The sequence below is a fragment of the Shewanella sp. OMA3-2 genome (assembly GCF_021513195.1).
In the GTDB taxonomy this organism is placed as follows: domain Bacteria; phylum Pseudomonadota; class Gammaproteobacteria; order Enterobacterales; family Shewanellaceae; genus Shewanella.
Window position 1 is genome coordinate 1,947,469 of sequence record NZ_CP090974.1, and the last position, 20,355, is coordinate 1,967,823.

Here is a 20,355-nt window from a genome sequence, read left to right on the forward strand (position 1 = left end):
GAGTTTGAATTTAAAATGGCCTCTGGATAGCGCCTTAGTAGGTTTTATCAAGCATTTTTATATTTGGGTGAATAAATATTCGCATAAGCTGCATTATTCATTAAAAGTAAATGTTAACAAATATGATAAAGTGAGCGTTTAACTGAAAAAATCAGATTTTATTGGGTTATTTTTTTAATTTAAGAGTGGTTTTAATACTTTTGGTGGATAAATCGTAGCGATTTGGCATTATTCGAAATTCATATTTAACTCAGCAACAGGGCATATAATCAAAGGGCATTTATGAGCTAATTAACAGCCACCTTTTTGCAGTTTGAAGGCTACAAAAGATTAAAAATTTTTCATCTAAGTCGGTTTAAACCCAGATTATGTCATTTAGGGCTGTTTTGCTCTAAATAAAGTCGGTTTTTAGCGGGTGAGATGATTCACAACTGCCTTGCTACTCGGTATAGTATGCAAAATTTTTTAAGTAAAGAACGAGTCATAAAATGACGTTTAATTGGCCTGTAACAGTGTACTATGAAGACACCGATGCTGGTGGCGTTGTTTATCATTCAAATTACTTAAACTTCTTTGAAAGAGCACGCACCGAATGGCTTAAATCAATGGGCATTCGCCAAACAAAATTGTTGGCAGATGACATTGCTTTTGTTGTTAAACGTGCTGAATTAGATTTTCGTCGCGCGGCAAAGTTTGAGCAAGATTTTATGGTTGAATCTTGTATATCGTCATTGAAAAAAGCGTCGTTGGTGTTCCAACAGCGTTTAATTGATGAGCTAGGAGAATGCTATTGTGAGGCAACAGTGACAGTCGCTTGTGTGTCCTTATCTAAAATGCGTCCCATAGCCATCCCAGAATTTATCGTTCAGGAGTTTAAGAGTGCACGCTGATATGTCTTTTATAGGTTTGTTTTTACAAGCCAGTGTGTTGGTAAAGCTAGTTATGTTTACTTTATTAGGTTTATCTATTGCATCTTGGGCGGTGATTATTCAACGCCGAAAAATGCTCAATTCAGCCCGGGTAAAATCCGCGCGTTTTGAAGATACTTTTTGGTCCGGTGTTGATTTAAACCGCTTATACAAAGAGCTAACCGCTAGAGGCGAAAGTATTGCTGGTTTAGAAGCTATGTTTGTTGCTGGCTTTAAAGAATACTCAAGAGTGATTAAAGTGAACAGCAAGTCACCTGATGCGGTAATGGAAGGGACATCTAGAGCCATGCGCGTGAGTTTGTCACGTGAAATGGAAAAGCTAGAAAATAACTTACCTATGCTAGCCACAATCGGTTCTACCAGTCCGTATATTGGATTGTTTGGTACCGTATGGGGAATTATGAACTCGTTCATCGCCTTAGGTACAGTAGAAAACGCCACGTTATCTATGGTTGCACCAGGTATTGCTGAAGCACTTATTGCTACCGCTATGGGTTTATTTGCGGCAATTCCAGCCGTTGTTGCCTATAACCGTTTTGCGACACAAGCTGAAAAGCTCGAGATGGCTTACGCAAACTTTATGGAAGAGTTTTCTAACATTTTACAGCGCCAAGCCTATAGTGAAAAGGAAGCGGTGTAATGTACCAACGTAAGCGTAAGCGTCCTATTGCTGAAATTAACGTCGTACCGTATATCGACGTTATGTTAGTGCTATTGATCATTTTTATGGTTACGGCGCCAATCGTTTCTCAAGGTGTTAAAGTTGAATTGCCACAGGGTAAAGCAGAATCATTACCGCCAGATAGCAAACCCCCAATCGTAGCGTCTATTGATGCCGCGGGTGAATATTTTTTAAACGTTGGCACCTGGTCTAATAGTGACCCTTTAGACCTGGATGAAATTTCAATTCAAGTCGGCGCGATGATCCAACTTGAACCATTACGCCCTGTGGTGGTGAAAGCGGATAGAAGTATTGCCTATGAAAGTGTTATTCAACTCATGGTTAGCTTGCAACAAGCGGGTGTGCCTGCGGTAGGGTTAATGACTGATTCACCCAAGGAGAAATAGGTGGCTGATCAATCTAATATTAAAATACCTGCAGCGATTTCTGCCGGTATCCACATTGGTGCGATTGTTATTTTAGCGATAGGTGTCAGTTTCGATGATAAACCTAAATCAATGCCATCTGCTCCAAGTGCGCCTGCTATTCAAGCTGTTATGGTTGATCAACAAAAAATCACTCAGCATGTAGAAAAGTTAAAGCAACAAAAGCAAGATACTGAAAACAAAGAAAAGGCACGTCAAGCAGAGTTAGAGCGTAAAGCCAACGAAGCCCGTAAACAACGTGAGCAAGAACAGCAAAAGATAAAGAATTTAGAAATAGAACGTAAGCAAAAAGAAATTGAAACACAAAAGGCCAATGACGCCGCTAAAGTTGCCCAAATAAAAGTACAGCAAGAAAAAGAGCGTGCGAATAAAGCTGAAGCCGTTCGTAAGCAAAAAGAGCTAGAGCAAAAAGCGTCGGAAGCCGCCGCCCAAAAAGCGGTCGAAAAACGTAAGCAAGAAGAAGCTGCAGCCAAACAAGCCGCGGATGAACGTAAGCGTAAAGCGGAAGAAGATGATCGCAAACGTAAGTTAGAGGAAGAACGCCAACGCAAAGCGAAAGCCGATGCCGATGCAAAAGCACGTCAAGAGCAAGAAATGACAGATGCACTAGCGGCAGAGCAAGCCACATTATCGCAAACGCGTAATAAGCAAGTGATGTCAGAAGTAGATCGATTTAAAGCGATGATCATTGCCACTATTCAGCGTAACCTTGTGGTTGACGAATCGATGCGCGGAAAAAGTTGTCGCGTGTTTATTCGATTAGCACAAGATGGTTTTGTGACGTCAAGTCAAACGCTAGATGGCGATCAAGTGGTGTGTCGTGCAGCAAAAGCAGCAATAAACAAAGCAGGTCGTTTACCCGTATCGACAGAAGCGGGTGTGTACGACAAATTAAAAGAAATTAATTTAACGGTTTCACCGGAATTTAATTAGTATATTAATGTATTACCGATACAAAATAATGCATTAAAAATGCGAAGGGTATGAAGGAGTCTCATGAATAATTTGGTTAAATGGTTCGCATTGGCATGTGTTGTGATAATAACGCCAGCACGTGCGGCCTTGGATATTGTGATCACCCAAGGTGTTGATCAATCGCGTCCTATCGCTGTCGTGCCGTTTATTTGGCAAGGTGAGGGGCAAGCACCTGCATCTATTTCAGATGTGGTCATGTCTGACTTATCGAGAAGTGGTACTTTTTCGCCACTCGACACACGTGCACTACCTCAGACTAATATAAATACCTTGGCTCAGTTTAACGCCGCTAACTGGGGCAATGTGTCTGCAGATGCATTAGTTATTGGTTCAGTTAAACCCTATGGTACGGGTCAATTTTTGGTAAGCTTTGAGCTTATCGACCTAGTAAAAGCACAGCTGCAAGCTGGCAAAGGGCCTGTTAACAATAGCGAGCTGGTTTTAGAAAGCCGCGAAACCGTGATTAACGCCAGCCAGTTTAGACAATATGCCCATCGCATCAGTGATGTAGTCTATGAGAAGTTAACTGGAATAAGAGGCGCGTTCTTAACTAGAATCGCTTATGTTGTGGTTAAACAAGGTCAAAAATCACCATACCATTTAATGATTGCCGACTATGATGGTTACAACGAGCAAATGTTATTACGCTCGCCTGAACCGTTAATGTCACCAAGCTGGTCACCAGATGGTCGTCGCTTAGCATATGTGAGTTTTGAAAATCGCAAAGCAGAGATTTTTGTACAAGACATATATACCCAAACGCGTACATTAGTCAGCAGTTTTGACGGTATCAACGGCGCGCCTTCTTTTTCACCAGACGGTAAAAAGTTAGCCGTGACCTTGTCAAAAGACGGTCAGCCAGAAATTTATACAGTGGATATAGCCACTAAAGCAACTAAACGTGTCACAGATCACTACGCCATTGACACCGAGCCTTCATGGTTCCCAGATGGTAAGTCGCTGCTTTTCACGTCTGAGCGTGGTGGTAGACCGCAGCTTTATAAAGTGAATTTGGATACAAATAAAGTCAGTCGCATGACTTTTGAAGGCGAATGGAATTTAGGTGGTTCAATTACACCTGATGGTCGCAGCATGATTTTTGTGAATCGTACTAATGGACGTTTCAATATTGCCCGAATGGATTTAGCAACACGCTTTATGCAGGTGTTATCATCTACTAGACTAGATGAATCTCCAAGTGTTGCGCCTAATGGCACTATGGTGATCTATGGTACGACTCACGAAGGTAAACAAGTACTGGCAGCGGTTTCTACCGATGGCAGATTTAAGGCAAGATTGCCTGCTGGACAAGGTGAGGTGAAATCACCAGCCTGGTCCCCATTTCTTTAATTAAGTATCGATAAGGATTTAACATGGATCTGAATAAGTTGTTCAAAGCTATGATGGTTGCAGTTCCGCTAATGGCACTGGGTGCCTGTAGCTCAACTTCAGACTCTGACACAGATGCTAGCGGTTCTACTTCTGGTTCATCTAGCAGCGAGTATGGCAATGGTGGTATTGAAACAGGTGGTGCTGGTGCAGTGTTAAGCCCAGCTGAACAGCAACGCTTAAAAGAGCAAGAATTACGTCGTCAAAACATAATTTACTTCGACTTCGATCGCAGTGAAGTACAAACTGACAATGCAGACATTCTTATGGCACACGGCAATTATTTAGTTGAACACCCAAATGTTCGCGTATTAATTGAAGGCCATGCTGACGAACGCGGTACACCTGAATACAACATCGCACTAGGCGAACGTCGCGCTAAAGCGATTGCTAAATACTTACAAGGCATGGGTGTACAACCTAGCCAAATGAGTGTCGTAAGCTACGGTGAAGAAAAGCCTTTAGACTTTTCTCGCACTGACACCGGTTTTGCTCAAAACCGTCGTGGTGTGTTAGTTTACTAAGCGTTATTGAAGTATAAGGTCAACCTACTTGGTTGACCTGTTAGGAGATTTACATGAAACATGCCGTATTAGTTGCGGCAATGTTCTTTGGTGCAGGGGCAGCAGTAGCTGCTCCCGCTCCTGTAGAGGATGTTGCTAGTGGTTCAAGCGATGATCGTTTAGCACGTATTGAACGCATTATTAAAGCAAAGCAACAAGGTGAATTTGACATGCAACGTCGACTAGACGCTTTGCAAAGAGAAGTGTTGGATTTACGGGGCATTACAGAGCAACAAAATTACCAGATTAATCAAATGTTGCAACGTCAACGCCAGCTTTACGAAGACATAGCCAACTTATCAACTAAAGCAGCTCCAGTGGCGAATGCACCTGCTGTTAGCGATGCAGTTAGCGTTGCAGCTTCAAACTCGACATTAGGCGAAACAGGTAGCTATGAAGCTGCTGTTAACTTAGTGCTTAAAGACCGTAAGTATGATGAAGCCATTCCAGCCTTCCGTAGTTTCATAAAGCAATATCCGCAATCAAGCTATGCAGCTAATGCAAACTATTGGTTAGGTCAGCTATTGTTTAATAAAGGTGAGCATGCAGATGCTAAAGGCGCCTTTAGTGCCGTAGTGAGTCAATTTGCTGATTCAAACAAGCGTGGTGATAGTTTAGTTAAGTTAGGAATGATTGCTGAAAAAGAGAGCGATATTGCCGGAGCAAAAGCACTCTATAATAAAGTATTAAAAGAATACCCTAACAGTGCATCTGCACGCCTAGCACAACAGCAGTTATCAGCACTTAATGGCTAAGAAAGCCAAAAAACAGTCTCTTAGACTGTTTTTCATGCAAACAGTAACAAATTATAAATTTGCGCTTGCATGACAAAATGAAAAAGGTATTATAGGCGCCCTCAGAACGGCATAGCTTTTCGGGGGATGTTTTAAAGTAATTTGTAACATTCTTGGTGCACTTAGTTAGTAAATTTGCCCCAGTTAATCTTTCATAGGTTAGCAAAACCAAGATTGGTCATTGGTTCAGTCGTTGTAGCAACATAAACAGTTGGCTTTTGTTCCAGTTAACTATTACAGGTTAGCAAAATATCGTTGGGTCGTTAGCTCAGTCGGTCTTGAAACATAGACAGTTGGCTTTTGTTCCAGTTAATCATTTATGGTTAGCAAAACCAAGATGGGTCGTTAGCTCAGTCGTTCTTGAAACATAGACAGTTGGCTTTTGTTCCAGTTAATCATTTATGGTTAGCAAAACCAAGATGGGTCGTTAGCTCAGTCGGTAGAGCAGTTGGCTTTTAACCAATTGGTCGAAGGTTCGAATCCTTCACGACCCACCACTTTTTAAATAGTGGATAAAGAATTTAAAGTAAAACTAGATGGGTCGTTAGCTCAGTCGGTAGAGCAGTTGGCTTTTAACCAATTGGTCGAAGGTTCGAATCCTTCACGACCCACCACTTTTTAAATAGTGGATAAAGAATTTAAAGTAAAACTAGATGGGTCGTTAGCTCAGTCGGTCTTGAAACATAGACAGTTGGCTTTTGTTCCAGTTAACTATTACAGGTTAGCAAAATATCGTTGGGTCGTTAGCTCAGTCGGTAGAGCAGTTGGCTTTTAACCAATTGGTCGAAGGTTCGAATCCTTCACGACCCACCACTTTATTTGAGAGTGGTAAAATAATTCATTTACTAGATGGGTCGTTAGCTCAGTCGTTCTTGAAACATAGACAGTTGGCTTTTGTTCCAGTTAATCATTTATGGTTAGCAAAACCAAGATGGGTCGTTAGCTCAGTCGGTAGAGCAGTTGGCTTTTAACCAATTGGTCGAAGGTTCGAATCCTTCACGACCCACCACTTTATTTGAGAGTGGTAAAATAATTCACTTGTATCGTTGGGTCGTTAGCTCAGTCGGTAGAGCAGTTGGCTTTTAACCAATTGGTCGAAGGTTCGAATCCTTCACGACCCACCACTTTTTAAATAGTGGATAAAGAATTTAAAGTAATACAGTTTATAAAGCAAAACTAGATGGGGTCGTTAGCTCAGTCGGTAGAGCAGTTGGCTTTTAACCAATTGGTCGAAGGTTCGAATCCTTCACGACCCACCACTTTTCCTCTCGTCTAATATCATCTCCAGTTAAATATTATCGGTTAGCAAAACCAAGATGGGTCGTTAGCTCAGTCACTTTTCGTTTAGATCAAAAGCTGCAATTGGCTTTTAACCAATTGGTCGAAGGTTCGAATCCTTCACGACCCACCACTTTTTTACATCTCCAACTCCCCGTATTTAACCCTTCAGTGCTTGAAATCATTTATACCAGTTTTTCATTTCCTGAATTACCATCCGTTGAATTCCCGTTAACCATTTAAATATCAACAAAACCAAGATGAACCATTAGCTCAGTCGTTCTTGAAATATAGACAGTTGGCTTTTGTTCCAGTTAAATATTATCGGTTAGCAAAACCAAGATGGGTAGTTAGCTCAGTCACTTTTCGTTTAGATCAAAAGCTGCAGTTTTCTTTTAACCAATTGGTCGAAGGTTCGAATCCTTCACGACCCACCACTTTTCCTCTCGTCTAATATCATATCCAGTTAAATATTATCGGTTAGCAAAACCAAGATAGGTCGTTAGCTCAGTCACTTTTCGTTCAGATCAAGTGCTGCAGTTGGCTTTTAACCAATTGGTCGAAGGTTCGAATCCTTCACGACCCACCACTTTTCCTCTCGTCTAATATCATCTCCAGTTAAATATTATCGGTTAGCAAAACCAAGATGGGTCGTTAGCTCAGTCACTTTTCGTTTAGATCAAAAGCTGCAATTGGCTTTTAACCAATTGGTCGAAGGTTCGAATCCTTCACGACCCACCACTTTTCCTCTCGTCTAATATCATATCCAGTTAAATATTATCGGTTAGCAAAACCAAGATGGGTCGTTAGCTCAGTCACTTTTCGTTTAGATCAAAAGCTGCAGTTGGCTTTTAACCAATTGGTCGAAGGTGCGAATCCTTCACGACCCCACCACTTTTCCTCTCGTCTAATATCATATCCAGTTAAATATTATCGGTCAGCAAAACCAAGATGGGTCGTTAGCTCAGTCACTCTTTGTTCAGATCAAGTGCTGCAGTTGGCTTTTAACCCATTGGTCGAAGGTTTAAATCTCACAACTCAACACTTGTTTATTTCTGCGTATTAAACTCTTCATTAGTTAACATCATGCAGTAAATCCTTTTAAATCTAATAAACAATTTTCTGAAACACACAGCCTAAAATAGATCACATGCTAATAAGGGGTGGTATAGCGGCTGTAAGCTAATATCAGCTGTTAAATAGGGGAGGTGGATATCAGTAAATACACCCAAGTATAGCTTGTTGATAAACAGTGATGTTAGCCACATTAACGCAGTGAGTAATATAAAAGGCTGTTTGATAAGTGTTTCTTACTTTGTGTTAACGCTTTTGATGACGCAGATTTTTTGATGAGGCTGAGATACTTGGTACTACTAAGGCTGTAGTGTGGCGATTAACCATGCCTGACTCTGTCTATATCACTCCGCTATAGATCCCGCTATAAATCCCGCTATAAATCACTCCACTGTATATAACCTAGCGAGTGTGGTTGAGCTGAAATACAGCGATTGGGAACAAAGGGTAAGGTGAAATTTAGTCAATAAAAAAGCCCATATAAATGGGCTTTAAAAATAACTAGATGAACTAGTGAAACAGGGGATTAGTTGCCAGAAACGCCGTTTCCGCCGCCACCGCCGCCACCGCCATTATTTCCACCGGTATTACCTTGGCCTTGGCCAGGGTTCGGTCTATTAGAAGCATTTATAGCCGTTTGGTTGCCTGAATTGCCAGAGTTGTTACTACCAGCAGCAGTCGCTATTTGAGTTGCTGCGGCAACAACACTTGCAGAAACACCGTTTGCTGCAGCAACTGCAGCAATAAGGTCTGTTGATACGCCAGCTTGCTGAGCCGCGGCAAGTATTTTAGTCTGAGCAGCTTCATCAGCACCAGCAGCAACAAGAGCTGCAGCTAAAATGGCTTCAGCTTCAGCCGCAGTAGAGTTTGCAAACATTTGTTCGGTATATTCGCCTACAGTACCAGCTTCAACAGCAGCCTGTAAGCCAGCATTATATTCTTCTAGGCTGACAGCTGAAACACCTGCAGACAATAAAAGAGAAAGTACAACCGCAGCGGTTTGTAACTTGCGCATCATTGTGTTCCTTACAATTAGTTAAAAATCATTAAGTTTAAGTTCTGTTTCAATTGTATCAGCACTTACTCGCAAAAGTGTATTAAAATTACGCACAGAGTACAAGCCGTTTCCCTGTAGGCCGTCAATGTTCAATTGCACGCATTGCTGGCTTATCGCTAAGGTTTCTATTTGTGGTGCTATCATTTTAATCCCAATACCATGGCATATCTGGGTAATGGTTTGAATGAAAAACTGTGTATCTGATTGTTCTATATCACGTATGTAACTGCCATCAATTTTAATGTAGTCCACGTCTAAATTTTTAATGTATTGGAACGAGCTTAAACTAGAGCCAAAACGCTCAATAGCAACTTCAATGTTTAATGCTTTCGACTGACGAATAAATTGCTTAGTTGACTCCAGTGACAGCATCGCACCAGACTCATTAAACTCAAACAACAAGGGCGGCAGTTTCGACTGCAATTGTTTGTAAGTTGCAAATAGCCATTCAGTAAAGACAGTATTGTGTTGTGCATGGTTACTAATGTTGATCGCCACACGGGTATTTTTAACATGATGTAGTTTGTAAAAAATAAAACAAATAACCGTTTGCTCTAACTCTTGCAGCAAACCTAAACGTTCAGCCATAGCAAACACATCAATGGTCGATAGCGTTTCATTGTTATGTTTGAATCGCACAAAACACTCTACATAAAGCAGTTGGCTATGGGTATCAACCACAGGCTGCAGCATCAAATCAAACAGCTTGTCTAATGGAATACACTTAATCGCAAAATCCTGCGGCTTAGTGTGAATGATCTCAGCTTTAAAATACTCAGTAAACCTCTTCAGAATCACCACCCACTCTTCACGTGAATGGGTTGAGGTAGCAGGCGATGAGGTTAATCCCATTGCCGGAGAGTCTAAGTAACTGTCATGGGTTAACTGGGTATCTAAACGTTGCGCGGCATCAGAAAAGGTTTCTGAGTAGTCAACACTGGTTAATGCATGCTTTGCAAAACCCTGGATAAACCGATTGGTGTTTGCTACCGAAAACGCATCGCCCATTTTGCCATCTAAAACAGACACTAGGTCATGGGTGGTTTGCGACAAAATAGCAAACTCAGATCCCGACACCCTATAAATGCTGACATCACTATAAAGCGATACTTGGTCAGCTAGAATCGTCGCGCCTTCAGTAATGTATGCATCACCGTGGGTGTAACCCTCAGTATCGTTAATATACTGTAATGACGTTAACGACACTAAACCAAAATATAAACGGTTTCCGTTGGTTTCTGCTTCATGTTTTAACGAGTCAAACGCCTTCATCAATGCGCGTCTGTTAGGTAGGCCTGTGTGACTGTCGATATACACTTCTTTGGATAACTTTTCAGCGTGCAGTGTTTGTTCTGAAAACGAGCGCTGAATATTCGTCACCATTTTGTTAATCGCATTTACTACCGTGTTTAACTCGGTCGTAAAGGGTTTGATCGGGTTTAGGTCAAAGCGCTTTTCAATCACCGCCTCAGCCTGTAGTTCAATCCGTTTTAGCGGTGCAAGTACCGACTTAATAATCAAGTAAGCAAACAATAAAGCGATAAAAAATTGCATCAAAGTGGTCGTTAATGCACTAATGCTATGGTCCCACAATGTTTTATAAGACGTACCCGCATGGGACTGTACTTCAAGTGTACCGGCTATGTTCCAACCATTGCTGACTTCACTTACCATTACCGGTGGCGTTAACGGCAGTAAAGCCATAAACCATTTAGGTACACCAAAATTACCGTGTTTATTAAGCCGCTCAAACTTAAGCTCACCTTCAACATTGGTAAACGAAATACGCTGATAGTAACCCGAGTCAAAAATAGCATTCGTCATGGTTGCTGCAATCACCATACCTTCTTCATCCATATAAGGGGATATAGACAAGCCTAAACTAATGGCCGCCCCTTGTGCATGAGACGCTAATTGCTCATTTAAATAACTGCGCATGTTAGACACGTTATTATAAAGCGACGCACCAAAACTGAACAAAGACAAACACGCAATCAGCAAATATAACTGCGCCCGTAAAGACATTCCCTTTCTAAACATAATATTTAATCCTTATTCACCGTTTTCTATACGTTGCATTAAAACCGACCAATCGGTAGTGCCTTTACTATCTGGTTTTGCCGAACTTAACCCATGCGCCTTAGCTAACCATAAACCTTGCCCATTAAATGAATAAATTGGTTTTAAATCGGGTCGACGATTGGCCGATAACACCTTACGATTAAGGTTATCTAATACAAGGGGCAAAGATGATGGCGTTTCAAAGTAAATTAATACCATATGTGGCTCATCAAAAGTTAACGAGCGCACATACATTAACCGCAGCTTGTGTTCATCCATTCCCATGCCAAGCAAAGTCATGTATTTGAAAATTGCATAATCTTCACAATCGCCCGCACCAGTGCCTAAAGACTCTGTCGGCGTAGCCCAGTAATCTAAGGTGTTCCAGTGTGCTAAATCAGACTTAAAATTAATACGCCTATTGGCAAAGGTATTGGCCAATAGCAATCTGTCATAATCATCTAAATCGCGACCTTCATTTATGGTTTCACGCCAGTCATAAAAATCATTTAGTTTTGCTTCGCCGTAACGCTGGTTTATACCAGCAAAAAAATCGTCATTAAACAAACCGTCGCTTAACGTGGCAAAACACACAGCCGAAAACACCACAGGCATCATTAACCAGTGGCGATATTTACTCATATCAAAAAAAACACATTTAATACGCGCTATTCCTGCTGTTTATCAATGAATTAGAAAAAGTTAATCATAATCAACTTATCAAGGTAAGTTAATTGGCAACAATAATGATGCACATCATAATCTAGTTAACCGTTAAACGACAATAAAATGACAACTCGAAAGCAAAGTCTTTTTAATTGAATCTATTGCCATTTTTCTAAGTAAGCCAAAAGTGTGACAGATGTTTAACAGGCAATATCGAGTGCAAAAAAACGTGAGCAAAACGTTAAACAGGAAAGTTAAATCAATTTCAAAACCCATTCCGCTAAATCTAAACCGCGACGTTAAGTTTAGGTAAGCTCAAGCTAAATTCAACCGCAGTATTTTAAAGCGGCGGTTTTTTGACAAAAGTCATATTAGTTAATCATATTCGTTAGTCATATTGACTGAATAGCAGTGGCAGCAGGTTGATCGTTAAATAACAAATTGGCTCGAAACATCCCAGTTAGTCGCTAAAGCTTTTTATCACAGTCCAATTTTAACCTGGCTAAGGCAGAGGTGCACAGTAAGGCCACAGTAAGACATATGAATAATAACGAATTACGCTAAGTAGTTGTGCCCATATGGCAGTAATAATATGGCCAGAATAATCATGGCGAAACAATATAACTGTAACAATTGCCACATAAGCTATGCCATAAACGTCAGCACTAGCAGCGCAACAGCAATGCAATAAACAATGGCAGTAAACAATGACAATACAAGCAATGTGAGACCTTACGGTAAGGCCGTTGCTAGTTGCTAGTAAGAAAGAATGTAAGTAAGCATAAAGGGCTAGGGTGAAGTTTTAAGCGGATAAATTAACCAAACACTTACACAGTAACTAATGTGATTTCAAGCGATTAAAGTGGTAACAAAAGAACATGAAAAAAATCATTAACAAAAAACGCCGCAAAGCGTCAAAAAACTGTCATTAATTTGTTGGATACCATATAATCTGCGAATTATCAGTGAGCGGATGAAGCACTAGCAGTAAAAAAGGAAATTTTAAACAAGGCATGAAGCCATACACAGCTACTTTTGAGCCAAAATCAGCCGATTTCACTCCTCTAGCTTTTCTGTGTCCCTTTCCCTTGGTTATTTCCTGTTGTATCTCAAACACCCACTTAATGCATACCGCATTAGGTGATGTTAGCAGAGCATAACGACTACTTTAGTCTGATACCCCAACACTCTTTTTAAAGAGTGGTAAATCAAGCAAAAATTGAAGCGCACACAGCAATCTGGAAGCTGCAATCTAGTGGCGGTAGCGTGTCTTTTTTTAATGGTGGCTTGCACAGGTTTACTATTTAAACATTCTTAATGGAACTAACTTAAAGCTAGGATTGGATATGATCAAAGTATTATCAGTATTTGGCACCAGACCCGAAGCCATCAAAATGGCACCCTTGGTTAAGGCTTTAGAAGTCGCAAATGGCATTGAAGCCAAAGTGTGTGTTACCGCGCAGCACCGTGAAATGCTTGACCAAGTACTGAACTTATTTGAAATAACACCAGACTATGATCTTAATATCATGAAACCTGGCCAAACCCTTTATGACGTTACCACTAATATTTTACTGGGCTTAAAGCCAGTGTTAGAAGAATTCAAACCTGACATAGTGTTAGTGCATGGTGACACAGCAACTACCTTATCAGCCAGTTTAGCCGCTTATTACCAACAAATTCCGGTAGGGCATGTTGAAGCAGGGTTAAGAACCGGCAATATATATTCACCCTGGCCAGAAGAAGGTAACCGTAAACTCACCAGCGCCATAGCCACATTGCATTTTGCGCCTACATCCTCTTCACAAGCCAACTTAGTGAATGAAGGTATTAATTCAAACCTTATTACCATAACCGGTAACACAGTTATTGATGCACTATTAACCATTAAAGCCAAGCTAGAAAACGATGTACAACTAAATAAAACGCTGGCGCAGCAATATCCGGTAATCGATAGCAGTAAAAAAATGATTTTAGTTACAGGCCATCGCCGTGAAAGTTTTGGTGGCGGATTCGAGCGTATTTGTGAGGCGCTAGTCACTATTGCCAATAGTCATCCAGAGTGCCAAATTATTTATCCAGTACATTTAAACCCAAATGTACGTGAGCCTGTTAACCGTATTCTTGAAAATGTAAAAAATGTCCACTTAATCGAGCCTCTAGATTATTTGCCTTTTGTGTACTTTATGAATCAGTCGCATATTATTTTAACCGACTCTGGCGGAATTCAAGAAGAGGCGCCTTCATTAGGTAAGCCTGTGTTAGTGATGCGTGACACCACTGAACGACCAGAAGCAGTTGATGCCGGTACGGTTAAGTTAGTGGGTACAGACAAACAAGCGATTATTGATGCTATTGAAACCTTATTGGTGGATCAGGTGCAATATAACACCATGAGCAAGGCTCATAACCCATATGGTAATGGTCACGCTTGCAACATCATCATAGACACAATAAAGCAGCACTTTAGCCAAAAAGTTAACTAATACCAGAAAGCACTTGCCGTCATTCCCGAATGCTTTAATCGGGGATCCAGGTGTAGCTCTAAAGCACTTGCCCGTAACAGCCAAAGCCTAACACCTAGATTCCGGCCCACAAGCATTACCGGAATGACGTATTCGGTCCGTCATTCCCGAGATCCTTTATCGGGAATCCAGGTGTAGCACTTAAGCACTTGCCGTCATCCTCGAATGCTTTAATCGGGGATCCAGGCGTTGAACTTAAGCACTTGCCCGTAACAGCCAAAGCCTAACACCTAGATTCCGGCCCACAAGCATTACCGGAATGACGTATTCGGTCCGTCATTCCCGAGGTCTTTTATCGGGAATCCAGGTGTTGAGCTTAAGCACTTGCCGTTGCTTTTAAACTCAGCCAAACCAGTCAGAGTTCAATTTGGCCAGTGCTTTACAAATACGTATCAAATTCAATTTAAGTTTACTAGGAAATATCATGTCGTTTAAAAAGGTTTCTGTTATTGGTTTAGGTTATATCGGTTTACCTACAGCAGCGGTGTTAGCATCACGCGGGTTAGAAGTGGTGGGTGTTGATGTCAATCAACAAGCCGTCGATACCATTAATGAAGGCCGTATTCACATTGTTGAGCCAGATTTAGACATAGTGGTACGCGGCGTGGTAACAACCGGTAATTTACGCGCAACAACTATTCCTGAACCTGCAGAAGCGTTTATGATAGCCGTGCCAACCCCTTTTAAAGAAGGCAATGCACCAGATCTTAAATACATTGAAGCCGCAGCAAAAGCCATAGCACCAGTATTAGAAAAAGGTAACCTGGTTATTCTTGAATCGACTTCACCTGTAGGCGCAACTGAAAAGTTATCGGCATGGCTGAAACAAGCCCGTCCAGACCTATCATTCCCGCAAGACTTAGGTGACAACGCAGATATTAAAGTGGCTCACTGTCCTGAGCGCGTATTACCTGGTTATGTATTACAAGAGCTAGTGTCTAATGACCGCGTAATCGGTGGTATGAGTAAAGCCTGTAGTTTAAGAGCCGTCGAATTGTATGAAACCTTTGTCCGCGGTGAGTGTGTTATCACTAATGCCCGTACAGCTGAAATGGCCAAACTAACTGAAAATTCATTCCGTGACGTTAATATTGCTTTTGCCAATGAACTATCGGTTATTAGTGACAAGTTAAAAATCAACGTATGGGAGCTGATTAAGCTAGCGAATCGTCACCCGCGAGTAAACATATTAAGCCCAGGTCCAGGTGTAGGCGGGCATTGTATTGCGGTTGACCCCTGGTTTATTGTCGATAGCTGCCCAGATGAAGCCAATATTATCCGCCAGGCGCGATTAACTAACGACGCCAAACCGTTTTATGTTATCGACCAAATTATTCAAGCCGCTGACCAATTCAAAAAACCAGTCATCGCCTGTTTTGGCTTAGCCTTTAAAGCCGATATTGATGATTTACGTGAAAGCCCTGCATTACAAATTGTTGAGCACCTAGCCGGTTTAGGCATTGCAGACATATTGGCGGTAGAGCCAAACATAAAAGAGCTACCTAATAAGTTAATACAGAAAAACGTAGAACTCGTGACATTAGAAACCGCACTCGAAAAAGCTAATGTAATAGTTGTGTTAGTTGATCATAAACAATTTAAAGCGGCTGATAAAAGTCAGTTTGCTAAGAAAGTGATTATTGATACGCGTGGGATTGTTTAATTAAATGTTAGCAAAAAAAGTCCTATCAACCTTCTTTGTAAAAGTTTTTGCTTCACTATCTTCATATTTAGTATCTATTTTACTTGTGAGAGAAGGTGGAGCAGAACTGGCAGGTGAGTTTTTTTCTTGGTTAGCTTATCTTTTACTTATATCATCAATTATTCGATTTGGTCTAGACCATAAAATAGTCAAAGAAGTCGCACAGTCGGCTGGAAACGCAACAAATATTATTCTGGGTAATGCTTTAATCCTTTGCTTACTCGTTAGTTCTATTATTATTCCTATCGTATATTTTTTTGCACTTTATGTTGGGGGGTGGTCAAATTATATTGCTGTTATAATTTCTATATCATGTTTTATATTTTCTATCGTTTATCTTTTAGGGAATGTTTTTCAAGGTTTAAATCGTGCAGATCTTAGTATTTGGTCACAAGAGATTCTCGTTTGGAGCGTTTTGTTTATATTTTTAGTTTTCTTTGAATCTATTAGTTTTCTGCAAGTTTGGAGTTTATATTTAATAGGGCTATTTGTTTCTTTAATTATATCTGCAAGAGTTTTGTTTATGAAATATCAATTGTTTCCCGATTTCAGTCAAATAAAATTGTTAGCTTTTTATGTAAAAGACACTCTACCTTACTTTAGCGGAATCGTTGGTCATGTAGCTCTTCAATGGTTGCCATTAATTTTTTTATCAATATTTTCAACTTCAGAAGATGTAGGTTTTTTTGTTGCTATTCAAAGAACCGCTTTACTTATTGCTTTTGCCTTGGGTGTATTTAATCTTGTCACAAACCCTATATATGCAACTTATTTTTCTGAGGGTAAAACTAATTCTGTAGGTGAAGTTTCACGTGCAATATCTTTGTTAATGCTTTTTGTTTCATTGCCATTTTTGATTATTCTAATTTTTTATGGTGAGTTGTTAATTGGTTTTTATGGTCCTGAATTTAAACTCCTTCATAGTGTTTTTATCGTTGTAGCCATAGCTCAACTATTTAATGCTGTTACTGGTTCCGCTAGTTATATTCTAACTATGGGAGGAAAGGCAAAGTTAGTAGAGAAAAGTGTAATTATAACTCTATTTGTTACAATTATAATCGGGGGCCAATTGACATTCTTTTACGGTCTTTGGGGGGCTGCTATTACCAGTGCTTTGAGTATAATTTTATTTAATGTTTTGAATGTGTTTTTTTTATATAAGTATATGAATATAAATATTATTCCTAACGTAAAATCAATATTGTATTTATTTTATTATGTTAAATTTTTTAAGCGAAATTGTAATGTTGATTGATTTTGTTTTTGCATTAACACTCTTGATATCACTCCTATCATTGACAATATTAATTTTTAAAGGAATGAATTGTGCGCCTTCTTCTACGTTAATGTTTTTACTTGCTTGTTTTTTATTTGTTACTGAAGCAAATTTTCGTAATAGAGAGTTAGATGATTCTTCAATTGATTTTCAAATATTGTTAAGATTAGGGGTTTGGCTTTTAATTACAACTTATACTCTAGTATATTATAAGAGAGTATTCAGTCTTTTATTGGATGTTAATGTTAGGTTTCTTACCTTATTTTGTATATTTTGCTTTATTTCGACAATTTATTCACCTATACCAGTTTATACGGCAGTTAATTCGCTTGTTCAGTTATGTTTTTTAATATTTGCTGCATCAATAGCCATTAATTTGGACTTAACTAAAATTTGCATGGCAATATTTTACATGAGCATTCTGTTTCATTCTATTTCATTAATTCTTGTACCAATTTTTCCAGAGTTGACCGTGATGGAGTTTTGGGGACAAGGCGAAATAGGTGGCACGCGAATAACAGGGTTATCTGGTTCAGCTAATGCATATGGTCAAATGGCTGGTTTGGCAATAGTTATTACACAATATCTGAGAAAGAAAATCATAATAGGGAAGTTATTATATGTTAGCGCAATACTATTGTTTAGCTTTTGTATTATAGCCTCATGGAGTAGGACATCTATATTTATAGCTATTGTTGGTTTGTTTATAATAGAAAAGGAATTGGTTTTAAAATATATTTATCATTATATTTTATTATCTATTTTTGCAGTAATTACTTATTTCATGATATTTGATGTTGATGATTTGTTATTGAAATTTTCTAGAAATGGTTCAATAGAAGAAATACTTACATTTACTGGGCGGACAGACATTTGGGCAGCTGTTTGGAATGAAGCATTATTAAGCCCTGTTGTTGGGTATGGTTACGCTTCAACCAAACTACTGCTGCCACAAATATTTGAAACTGAGTGGGGGTGGTCAACGGTCACTGCTCACAGTATGTTTTTTCAATCTTTTTTTACAACAGGTTTTATTGGTGTATTCTTGCTATTTAGTACTTTGTTTATATTTTTAAAACTTTGCGGAATAATTAAAGATCGTTTTATAAGTTATATATTTTTTCTAGTTGTTATAAATGGAATATTAGAGTCCGGAATTGGCGGTCCAATACCAAATACACTTTCATTTTTATTTTTTTTGTTTTACTTAGTAGCTATAAAGAAATATAACGAAAACACTAAGGGTTGAGTGATGTTTGCTATATATATTTATAATGTAAATTTATTAACTTACTTTTAAGGTGAGCAGCATGTGCGCGATTACAATATATAGAGTTTCAAAGTTTTTTTATTTATACAAAATATATCCTTTAGTTTGGGTGTTGAAATTTATAAACTTAGTTGTATTTAGTTCTGTAATACCCCCGCAAGCTAAAATCGGACGTAATGTTATGGTCGCTTATAGAGGTATAGGCGTTGTTATTCATAAAAATGCAGTTATAGGTAATAAGGTTAGTATCGGACAAGGGGTGACAATTGGTCGAAAGGTTAAACAAAATGAAGCTCCTCTAATTGGTAATAATGTCTATATAGCTACTGGAGCAAAGGTTCTTGGTAATATAGTAATTGGTAGCAATGTAATTATTGCCGCTAATAGTGTGGTTATAAATGATGTTCCATCCAACTCTATCGTAGGAGGAATTCCTGCTAAGGTAATTAAATCAATTGATGTCGATGTTTTTTCGATAATGGATGGCATATATGACTGACACTAAATATGAATATGATGGTGTAATTGTTTTTGGAGCAGGGGATTGGTGGGTTCATAATCGTGGACACTATGATATGCAATTTTCTAAGAAGTTTAGTGCTACTATACCGGTACTTTATGTTAATAGTACCGGTATGAGAATGCCTTCTTTATTTTCGGGTGATGGTACTTTTAAACGTATTACTCGTAAATTTAAAAGTTTATTTAAAGGGTGTGTTAAATTTGATAGTAATTTTTTCGTAGCTACACCTTTTGCTGTGCCAGGTAAATTTGGTTACTTGCTAACTGCTTGGATAGTGCCATTGATGATAAAGAAATGGTCTAGATCAATAGGTATAAGAAATCCTTTGTTTTGGGTTGCAACGCCAATGGCTTACCAATGGTTTAATATTTTTCAACATTCACCAGTCGTCTATCAAAGAACAGACTTCTATGAACATTTCCCTGAAGTTGATTTTCATAAAATAAAGTCTTTTGATAAGGGGATGAAAACTAAAGCAAATATAATACTTTATTGTTCTCACTATATTTTAAATGAAGCAAAAGGCACTGATTACGAATATAAGTGTCATTTTATAGATCATGGTGTAGATTTCAAGTTGTTCAAAAAGGCTGGTGATGCTTCTGATAAAATTGAAATCTTAACTAACTTGTCTAAAGTTAGCTCGCCAATTGCTGGTTTTATTGGCGCATTAGAAGCCGACGTTGTCAATTCTCAATTAATTACCCAAGCAGCTAAAGATAATCCAGAAATAACTTTTATTTTGGTAGGCAAGTCAACTTTCAATGAAGACGTATTTAAGCTTGACAATATAATTTTAGTTGGTCAGGTTGATTATTTAGAAGTACCAAAGTACATGGCATTTTGTGATTTATTATTAATGCCTTGGAATGACAATGAATGGATAAAGGCATGCAATCCTATAAAGCTTAAAGAATACTTAGCTATTGGAAAACCTATAGTAACGACATATTTTCCTGAGTTAGATTATTATGACGGTTTAGTTAATATCGCTTCTGATAAACATGATTTCTCTACATTAGTTAAAAATATTGTAAATAAGCCAGTTGATTTAAACGAGATTAAAAGAATGAGAGCAAGAGTTGAGAGTCATACTTGGGTTAATAAGTTATCTCATGTAGAACAAGAGTTATCTTTGCTAGGCTTTAAAAAGTTGGAATTATAGT

Annotated in this window: 16 protein-coding genes and 9 tRNA genes; 22 read left to right on the forward strand and 3 right to left on the reverse strand. The window is 39.0% G+C overall.

Going from position 1 to position 20,355, the window contains the following annotated elements:
• The first annotated feature begins 488 nt into the window (after positions 1-488).
• The 16 genes from ybgC (at position 489) to L0B17_RS08705 (ending at position 7,925) form a co-directional block, all read left to right on the forward strand.
• On the forward strand, positions 489-890 hold the full coding sequence (ybgC, locus tag L0B17_RS08630) for a tol-pal system-associated acyl-CoA thioesterase (protein WP_235089330.1): 402 nt from the start codon (positions 489-491) through the stop codon (positions 888-890).
• Positions 880-1,569, forward strand: coding sequence for a protein TolQ (gene tolQ / locus L0B17_RS08635; protein WP_235089332.1), 690 nt, complete (start codon positions 880-882; stop codon positions 1,567-1,569). Before ybgC ends, tolQ begins: the two co-directional genes overlap by 11 nt.
• Entirely contained in the window at positions 1,569-1,997 is a 429-nt protein-coding gene (gene tolR, locus L0B17_RS08640; protein WP_235089334.1) for a protein TolR, read from the forward strand. Before tolQ ends, tolR begins: the two co-directional genes overlap by 1 nt.
• Positions 1,998-2,969 (forward strand): cell envelope integrity protein TolA, encoded by a 972-nt coding sequence (gene tolA / locus L0B17_RS08645; protein ID WP_235089336.1) that lies wholly within the window; start codon positions 1,998-2,000, stop codon positions 2,967-2,969.
• A 63-nt stretch (positions 2,970-3,032) separates the two neighbouring features.
• A complete protein-coding gene (gene tolB / locus L0B17_RS08650) occupies positions 3,033-4,361 on the forward strand; it encodes a Tol-Pal system beta propeller repeat protein TolB (protein ID WP_235089338.1) in 1,329 nt (442 codons plus the stop codon).
• Positions 4,362-4,384: 23 nt separating this feature from the next.
• On the forward strand, positions 4,385-4,924 hold the full coding sequence (gene pal / locus L0B17_RS08655; protein ID WP_235089340.1) for a peptidoglycan-associated lipoprotein Pal: 540 nt from the start codon (positions 4,385-4,387) through the stop codon (positions 4,922-4,924).
• A 53-nt stretch (positions 4,925-4,977) separates the two neighbouring features.
• Positions 4,978-5,718 (forward strand): tol-pal system protein YbgF, encoded by a 741-nt coding sequence (gene ybgF / locus L0B17_RS08660; protein ID WP_235089341.1) that lies wholly within the window; start codon positions 4,978-4,980, stop codon positions 5,716-5,718.
• Between the two features lie 460 nt (positions 5,719-6,178).
• Positions 6,179-6,254, forward strand: a tRNA-Lys gene (locus tag L0B17_RS08665).
• Positions 6,255-6,295: 41 nt separating this feature from the next.
• A tRNA-Lys gene (locus tag L0B17_RS08670) sits at positions 6,296-6,371 on the forward strand.
• A gap of 123 nt (positions 6,372-6,494) precedes the next feature.
• Positions 6,495-6,570, forward strand: a tRNA-Lys gene (locus L0B17_RS08675).
• Between the two features lie 120 nt (positions 6,571-6,690).
• A tRNA-Lys gene (locus L0B17_RS08680) sits at positions 6,691-6,766 on the forward strand.
• A 39-nt stretch (positions 6,767-6,805) separates the two neighbouring features.
• Positions 6,806-6,881: transfer RNA gene (locus L0B17_RS08685), tRNA-Lys, on the forward strand.
• Positions 6,882-6,940: 59 nt separating this feature from the next.
• Positions 6,941-7,016: transfer RNA gene (locus tag L0B17_RS08690), tRNA-Lys, on the forward strand.
• Positions 7,017-7,075: 59 nt separating this feature from the next.
• Positions 7,076-7,168, forward strand: a tRNA-Lys gene (locus L0B17_RS08695).
• A 515-nt stretch (positions 7,169-7,683) separates the two neighbouring features.
• Positions 7,684-7,776: transfer RNA gene (locus tag L0B17_RS08700), tRNA-Lys, on the forward strand.
• Between the two features lie 59 nt (positions 7,777-7,835).
• Positions 7,836-7,925: transfer RNA gene (locus L0B17_RS08705), tRNA-Lys, on the forward strand.
• 710 nt (positions 7,926-8,635) lie between these two features.
• Here the strand turns inward: L0B17_RS08705 and L0B17_RS08710 are convergent.
• The 3 genes from L0B17_RS08710 to L0B17_RS08720 are packed head-to-tail and all read right to left on the reverse strand — an operon-like array spanning position 8,636 to position 11,869.
• Positions 8,636-9,127, reverse strand: coding sequence for a hypothetical protein (locus L0B17_RS08710; protein WP_235089343.1), 492 nt, complete (start codon positions 9,125-9,127; stop codon positions 8,636-8,638).
• A gap of 18 nt (positions 9,128-9,145) precedes the next feature.
• Entirely contained in the window at positions 9,146-11,206 is a 2,061-nt protein-coding gene (locus tag L0B17_RS08715; RefSeq protein ID WP_235089345.1) for a bifunctional diguanylate cyclase/phosphodiesterase, read from the reverse strand.
• A 12-nt stretch (positions 11,207-11,218) separates the two neighbouring features.
• Positions 11,219-11,869, reverse strand: coding sequence for a transglutaminase-like cysteine peptidase (locus tag L0B17_RS08720; RefSeq protein WP_235089347.1), 651 nt, complete (start codon positions 11,867-11,869; stop codon positions 11,219-11,221).
• A gap of 1,373 nt (positions 11,870-13,242) precedes the next feature.
• Between L0B17_RS08720 and wecB the strand changes: the two genes are divergently transcribed.
• The 6 genes from wecB to L0B17_RS08750 all read left to right on the forward strand — a co-directional run bounded on the left by wecB (position 13,243) and on the right by L0B17_RS08750 (position 20,354).
• Entirely contained in the window at positions 13,243-14,379 is a 1,137-nt protein-coding gene (wecB, locus tag L0B17_RS08725) for a non-hydrolyzing UDP-N-acetylglucosamine 2-epimerase (RefSeq protein ID WP_272491894.1), read from the forward strand.
• 463 nt (positions 14,380-14,842) lie between these two features.
• Positions 14,843-16,081, forward strand: coding sequence for a UDP-N-acetyl-D-mannosamine dehydrogenase (gene wecC / locus L0B17_RS08730; protein ID WP_235089350.1), 1,239 nt, complete (start codon positions 14,843-14,845; stop codon positions 16,079-16,081).
• Between the two features lie 4 nt (positions 16,082-16,085).
• Positions 16,086-17,375: an oligosaccharide flippase family protein gene (locus L0B17_RS08735; RefSeq protein WP_235089359.1), complete on the forward strand. Its 1,290-nt coding sequence runs from the start codon at positions 16,086-16,088 to the stop codon at positions 17,373-17,375.
• The gene (locus L0B17_RS08740; RefSeq protein WP_235089360.1) at positions 17,365-18,645 is read left to right on the forward strand and encodes an O-antigen ligase family protein; all 1,281 of its coding nucleotides are present in this window, start codon (positions 17,365-17,367) and stop codon (positions 18,643-18,645) included. Before L0B17_RS08735 ends, L0B17_RS08740 begins: the two co-directional genes overlap by 11 nt.
• Positions 18,646-18,706: 61 nt before the next feature.
• On the forward strand, positions 18,707-19,165 hold the full coding sequence (locus tag L0B17_RS08745) for a serine O-acetyltransferase (RefSeq protein WP_235089362.1): 459 nt from the start codon (positions 18,707-18,709) through the stop codon (positions 19,163-19,165).
• A complete protein-coding gene (locus tag L0B17_RS08750) occupies positions 19,158-20,354 on the forward strand; it encodes a glycosyltransferase (RefSeq protein WP_235089364.1) in 1,197 nt (398 codons plus the stop codon). The genes L0B17_RS08745 and L0B17_RS08750 overlap by 8 nt, the downstream gene beginning before the upstream one ends.
• The last annotated feature ends 1 nt before the right edge of the window (position 20,355 follow it).